At 69.7% G+C, this 6,439-nt stretch carries 5 protein-coding genes; all 5 read right to left on the reverse strand.

Translation table 11 applies throughout. From position 1 onward, the window contains the following. A partial coding sequence (locus GXY85_02800) for a TolC family protein (GenBank protein NLW49758.1) occupies positions 1-1,080 on the reverse strand: 1,080 nt, incomplete at its 3' end. A 156-nt stretch (positions 1,081-1,236) separates the two neighbouring features. Beyond that, on the reverse strand, positions 1,237-1,848 hold the full coding sequence (locus GXY85_02805) for a TetR/AcrR family transcriptional regulator (protein NLW49759.1): 612 nt from the start codon (positions 1,846-1,848) through the stop codon (positions 1,237-1,239). A gap of 132 nt (positions 1,849-1,980) precedes the next feature. Continuing rightward, positions 1,981-3,315 carry an efflux RND transporter periplasmic adaptor subunit gene (locus GXY85_02810; GenBank protein ID NLW49760.1) on the reverse strand — a complete coding sequence of 445 codons (1,335 nt, stop codon included), beginning with the start codon at positions 3,313-3,315 and terminating at the stop codon, positions 1,981-1,983. A gap of 2 nt (positions 3,316-3,317) precedes the next feature. Then, complete coding sequence (locus GXY85_02815; protein ID NLW49761.1) at positions 3,318-5,693, reverse strand: FtsX-like permease family protein; 2,376 nt, start codon at positions 5,691-5,693, stop codon at positions 3,318-3,320. After that, positions 5,687-6,346 carry an ABC transporter ATP-binding protein gene (locus tag GXY85_02820; protein NLW49762.1) on the reverse strand — a complete coding sequence of 220 codons (660 nt, stop codon included), beginning with the start codon at positions 6,344-6,346 and terminating at the stop codon, positions 5,687-5,689. The genes GXY85_02815 and GXY85_02820 overlap by 7 nt, the downstream gene beginning before the upstream one ends. Positions 6,347-6,439: the final 93 nt, after the last annotated feature.

Below are 6,439 nucleotides of genomic sequence, written 5' to 3' on the forward strand. Positions count from 1 at the left end.
GAGGTCCAGCCGGTGCGCCATGGCGAGTTCCTGGATGCGCTCGGCGGACAGGGGTATGGCCAGGTCTCCCTCCTCGGTCAGGCGGCTCAGTTCGGCCGGGTCCAGGATCAGCGGCGTCTCGGCGGGCAGGCCGAGCGTGACCTTGAAGTTGTCCAGCGAGCTTTCGTAGTTCTGCTGGACCCGGACGATGCGATCGCCGGCCTCCAGTTCGCGCTGGCGCACCTGGTCGACCTGGTATCCGGAGAACTCGCCGGCATCGGCCATGGCCTCGGCCCGCTCTCTGAGCAGCATCAGGCTTTCCAGGTTCCGGCGCTCGTTCTCGACCACCTGCGCGTCTTCGAGGACGCGGTAGTAGGCGGCCAGGATGCTGACGAAGAACGTGCGGCGGAACCGCACGAAGCTGCGGATCTGGTAGACGGTGTCGCGTTCGGCCTGGGTGAGTCCCTCGGTCACCGAGATGCCCGCGCCCTGGAGCAGGGGCTGGGTGACGGTGATGCGCAGGGCGGAGGCGGCCGCGCGCTGCGGGTCGCCCTTGACGAACTGGCTGACGCTGGTCGAGAGGGCGGCGGTGATCCGGGCGCCGGTCGACAGGAGCCAGGAGAAGCCGAAGTCGGAGTCGCCGGACACGCGGCGGCTCTCGCCCATGTCGACCTCGTCGTACTGGCCGGCCAGCGCGCCGAAGAACTGGGGTCGGAAGGCATATCGCTGGAGGGTCAGGGAGAGGACCTGGCGGTAGACGTTCTCCTTCTCCGTCTGGTAGCGCCGGCTGTTGAGGGCGGCGACTTCCAGTGCCCTGGCCAGCGACAGGACATAGGGCCGCTCTGCGTTCGAGGGGGGCTCTGCGTCTTCGGTCGCGGGCGGTTCGGCACGCGGGCAGTCGGCCAGCACGTCGTGCACGGCCTGTTCGATGGTGAAGTCCGACACCATGCCGGGCACGATCCGCGACCTGGCCTCGATGATGCCGTACACCTCTTTGTCGGCTGACGTGCGGTAGTAGTTGCGCGAGCAGCCGACCAGGCCCGGGCCTGCCAGGCAGGCCAGGAGCATCCAGGTGGAACATCTGCGGGCGAACTGGGTCATTGTGCTTGCTCGATCCTGATCTCTGCGGTTGGAGCGGCCGGCCGTCGGGAACGGCGGACTTCTCACGTCCCCCCCGTTTCGGAGGGGCTGCTCGCGAGCGGGCGAGCAGTGCCCATTGTGAGACCCCCGGTCTGGAACGTCGGAATGCGGCACATGTCAGGTGGCTTGCCTCGCCGTCTTCTTGCGGGCCTCGGGCCGTGCGAGCAGGCCCTTCTCGAAGAGGTCGATCACGCTTTCGGTGGGGCAGACTCCTTCCGGCATGATGTTCCGGTGCCTGAGCGCCGTGCGCACCATGCCCAGCAGGAGGCGGGCCGCCGCCGCCGGTTCGAGGGCCGTCTGGTAGTTTCCGTCCTTGATTCCCTTGGCGATGAACCCGGCGACGACGGCAATCACCTTCTCGTCCCGAACGCCCCAGCGTTTCTGTAGGGTGCTTCGGCGGCGGGAGTCGCGCAACTGCTCGCTCCAGACCAGCCGGAACAGGTTGTGCCGTTCCCGGAAGAACTCGGCGATGCGCACGATCGCCTCCCGCAGCCCCATGCCCGGGTCCGTCTGCTCTTCCGCGACGGCCTCGACCGAGGCCGTCAGTTCATCCTGGCCCGACGCGATGACCTGCCAGAACAGGTCTTCCTTGTCCTTGAAGTAGCGGTAGACGGTTCCTTTCCCGACGCCCGCCTTCCTGCAGACGTCGTCGAGCGTCACCTCATGGTAGCGATGGGAGGCGAACAGCCTCTCGGCCACCTTGCGGATCTGTTCTGCCTTGTCGGCCACGGCGCGTTCCCGGAAATGGTACTGACCAGTCAGTTCTATTCTGACGGATTTGCCGGAGCGGCGCAAGGGAGGAGGGGAGAATCGTCTTTGAGGCGGGCCGCGACATGCCGCGCCGGGGGCCGGGCGCGGGGCTCAGTCGGGTCGCGCCTTGACCCGGCGGCCGGCGGACAGGTCCGTTGGGGGCCTTCGGATGACCCGTTCGCCCGGCGAGAGGCCGTCGGTGACCTGGTAGGTCTCCTGGCCCTTCAGGCCCAGGGCGACGGGGCGCAGGCGGGCCCGGCCGGCCTCGACGGCGAAGACGGCCATGCCCTCGGCGGCCGAGAACACGCAGTCGGCCGGCACGGTCACGGCGTCCTGGCACGTGTCGACGACGATCCGGACGTCCAGCTCCGACCCCGGCTTGAGCCCGAGTGTGGAGTTGTCGAACTCGATCAGGACGGCCACGCGCTGCTGGCGCACGCCGAGGGAGGATATCTTCGTGAAGCCGGACGGGAAGACCCGGGCCACCCGGCCGGACGCCGTCGGGTCGGTGACCGCCCGGCCCAGGAGCCGCACGGGCTGGCCCTCCCTGATCCGGCGGATGTCGTCGGACAGGATGTCGGCGCGGATCTCGATGCTGGTCGGGTCGCCCACGGTGGCCAGAGGCGTGCCGGGCTGGACGAAGCGGTCGCTGTCCAGGTGCTTCTCCAGCAGGACGCCGGCGATGGGGCTGCGCACGTCCGTCTTGCCCAGCTCGTGCGCCAGCAGCGCGATGTTGCTGCGGGACTGCGCGATCTGGGCGGCGTAGACGTCATGCAGGTGGGCGGTGTCGGCGAGGGACTCCTGAAGGACCTGGCGGCGGAGGCGGGCGACCTCGGCGCCGGCCCGGGCCGCGGCCAGGCGGGCGGCCAGGGAGTCGCGGGCGGCCTGCATGGTCGCCAGGTGGCGCCGGGCGAGTTCGTATTCGCGGTCTGGAATCGAGCCCGCCTCGAAGAGCGCCCGGGCCCGCCGGTCCTCGTCCGTGGCGAACCGGAGGTCCGCCTCGGCGCCTTCCACCTCGCGCTCCAGGGCCTCGGCCTCGTGGAGGGTCCGGAGGGCGTCCTGTTCGGCCGCTGCGAGTTCGGACGGCTTCGGCAGGGGCACGTCCACTCCGGCCAGGCGCGCTTCCACCTCGGCCAGTTGCGCCCGGAGCGTCTCCTGGAGGATCGCCAGTTCCGTCCCGTCGATCGTGGTGAGGACCTGGCCGGCCTCGACCGGGTCTCCCTCCCGCAGCCGCACCCTGTGGGCCGTGCCGGGCAGGTCGGCCGTCACGATGCGTTCGGTGCGGAGCTGCGTGCGGGCCTCCTCGGTCACCACCTCCCGCACGGGGCCGCGCTCGACGACGGCGACGTCGACCTCGACGGACTGCAGCCGGCGCAGGGCGAACCACGCGAGGGCCAGCAGGAGGACGACGGCGGGCCACCGGAACCGGGCGAGTGTCTTGCGCACGGTTACTCCATGGTCTTGAGTCTGCGGACGATGTCGATGCGCCGCACGCGGCGACGGCATGCCCAGCGCGCAACGAGCTGGAACACGAGCACCAGGACGACCACGCGCAGGTACGTGGCGGCCCGGATGTCCGAAGGCAGCTTGTAGAGGTCGCTCTCGTAGAAGTCGGCGATCCAGCGGCAGAGCCGGGCGCCCAGCGGCAGTCCGGCGGCGATGCCGATCAGCCCCAGGGGCATTATATCCCCGGTGGCCGCCTGTGCAACGTCTTCACGTTCGTAGCCGAGGCTGGCCATGCAGGCCAGATCGCGCTCCTGTTCGGCGATGCTGACCGTGGACGCGTTGTAGATGGCGGCGAAGGCGATGACGCCGGAGAAGAAGGACAGGATCAGGACCGTGACGTCCATCATCTCCGCAAAGGACTCCTCGAAACCGCCCAGTATGGTGCCGGTGGCCGTCACGGATCGGACCCCGGGCAGGTCGCTCACGCGACGGGCCAGGTCGTCCCGGGCGTCGGCCTCGGCGGCCAGCAGGGCGCCGTTGACGGCGGGGCCGTGTCCGAGCCATCGCTCGAGGAACTCCCGGCGGGCGTAGACGGTCAGGCCCATGTACTGGGTGGAGACGCCGCGGACGGCCGCCGGCCGTTCGTCGCCGTCCCGCAGGTAGGGGTCCACGGAGACGCGGCCGCCGGCGGTGACGTCCAGGGCCCGGGCGACCCGTTCGGGCACGATGAGCCCGTCTTCCGGCAGGGGCACGCGCCGGCCGGCGGTGTCGCGCACCGTGTAGAGGCGGCTGTCTGCGGGCAGGCCCATGACGAGGACGTTCTTCTTGCGCCAGCCGTTGCGCAGCTGGGCGCCGAACTGGAAGACGCCCTCCGCGGTGAGGCACCCGGGCAGGGAGCCCAGTTCGTGCAACGCGGCCGGCGGCCGTTCGACGGCGAAGTCCACGTGAAGGTCCGCCCGGTCCACGAGGCCGAACTGATGGTCCATGATGAAGTAGACCCAGTCCATCGTGCCCGAACCGACCAGGAGGATGACCACCGAGACCATGACGCCGGCGGCGGTGAAGGCCGAGCGGCTCCAAGCGCGGGCGGTGTTGCGCACGGTGATGCGCCAGAGCAGCGGCAGGCGGGCCCAGAGGGCATGGAGCGGGCCGTGCCGGACGATGCGCCCGGCTGCGGGGGCCTGGGGGCGGATGGCCACGGCCGGCTCGATTTTCAGGATGCGGGCCGCCGAGCGCAGGGCGCCCAGCGAACACATGCCGGCGTTCAGCAGCAGCGCCGAGAAGTGGACCGTCGGCGAGAACTCCAGCCGAAGCGACGGGAAGCGGAAGAACTGGTTGTACATCCCCGTCATCTTGCCGGCCAGCAGGCAGCCGATGACGATGCCGGGCACGGACCCGCCCACGGCGACCGCCAGGGCATAGGAGACGTAGTGCAGGGCGACGCGGCCCCGGGAGTAGCCCAGGGCGCAGAGGAGCCCGATCTGGGTGCGCTGGAGTTCCGTCATGCGCCGCATCAGGACATGGATGACCAGTGCCGCGACCGAGAGGAAGATGATCGGGACGATTACGGCGGAGACGCGCAGCCCCTGGATTTCGCTCTCGAGGTACTGGTGGGAGAGCTGGTCCTTGCGGCCGTACTTGTGGTAGACGCCGTAGGGGTCCAGACGGGCCTCCGCTGCGTCCAGAACGGCCTCCAGGCGGGCGCCGGGGCGCAGGAGGCCCACGACTTCGTTGACGGCGCCGGTCATGCTGAACGCGTCTTCGACGAACGACTCCCGGGCGAACAGGATGGCGAAGTTCCGGTCGTCCGGAGCGAACTGCTGCGGGGTGCGGATGGCATAGACGTATTCCGGGCTGTAGGCGGTCCCGACGATCGTCAGCGTCTCCTTCCGCTCGTTGATCGTCGCTCGCAGGCGGTCGCCCACTTCCAGCCCGTTGGCTGTGCAGAAGGGCTGATTGACGATCACTTCCCGCTCGTGGGCGCCGGGGAAGTAGGAGCCGGACGCGATGCGGATGTCGTTGATGAGGCCGTCGCGGCGGTCGGGCATGGAGATGATGCGCCCGACGACGGTTCCATCGTCTCCGGAGATGTCCAGGGGGACGTCCTTGACGATGCGGCCGCGCACGCGGGCCACGCCGGGGATGGCCTCCAGGCCGCGCAGGGCGGTCTCGGGGGCCTTCTCGATCTGCACGTAGAAGTCGGCGAACCGATGCCGGTCGTAGAAGTCGTCCCGGGACAGCAGGAGGCTGTCGTAGGCTCCGCGCATGGCGACGAAGACGGCCGTGCCGCAGAGCACGACGACGGCGACGGCGACGAACTGCCCCGCCGTGTGGCGGATGTCGCGCAGGAGCTTCTTGCGCAGCCCGCTGCTCACCATTCCAGGTCCTTCGGGGCGACGGGGGAGGGGTTGGACTCGATGGAGGCGATGCGTCCGCTGCGCAGCCGGACGACGCGGTCGGCCATGCCGGCGATGGCCACGTTGTGCGTGACGAGGATGACCGTCTTTCCGCTGCGCCGGTGGACGTCGCGGAGCACGTCGAGGACGAGCTTGCCGGTCTCGTAGTCCAGCGCGCCGGTGGGTTCATCGCCCAGGACGATCTCGGGCTGTTTGACCACGGCCCGCGCGATGGCGACCCGCTGCTGTTCGCCGCCGCTGAGCTGGGCGGGGAAGTGGTCCGCCCGTTCCCGCAGTCCGACCATGTCCAGCGCGTCCTCGGGCGGAACGGGGTGCCGGCTCAGTTCGGCGGCCAGCTCGATGTTCTCCCGCGCGGTCAGGGTGGGGATGAGGTTGAAGAACTGGAAGATGAACCCCACGTGGTCGCGTCGGTAGGCGGTCAGCTCCCGCTCGGTGAACTTGGAGATGTCCGTGTCGTGCAGCCTGACCGTGCCGGACGTCGGGCTGTCCATGCCCCCGATGATGTTCAGGAGCGTGCTCTTTCCGCTGCCGCTGGGGCCGAGCAGGATGAGCAGTTCGCCCTCGTGGATGTCCAGGTCGACGTCCTGGAGGGCGTGCACGGTGACCTGGCCCATCCGGTAGCTCTTGCTGAGCGCCCGGACGGCGTAGAGGAGCGGCCGGGCGTTGCCTGCGCCGGCGTTCACCGGGGGATTCCCTCGAGGTCCAGC

This window comes from Candidatus Brocadiaceae bacterium, from assembly GCA_012728835.1.
In the GTDB taxonomy this organism is placed as follows: Bacteria; Planctomycetota; Brocadiia; order SM23-32; family SM23-32; genus JAAYEJ01.

What these genes read in the sequence shown, in the direction of transcription:
- GXY85_02815 (NLW49761.1), bottom strand. Translation starts at nt 5,693, where the DNA reads ATGGTGAGCAGCGGGCTGCGCAAGAAGCTCCTGCGCGACATCCGCCAC.
- GXY85_02820 (NLW49762.1), bottom strand. Translation starts at nt 6,346, where the DNA reads ATGGGCCAGGTCACCGTGCACGCCCTCCAGGACGTCGACCTGGACATC.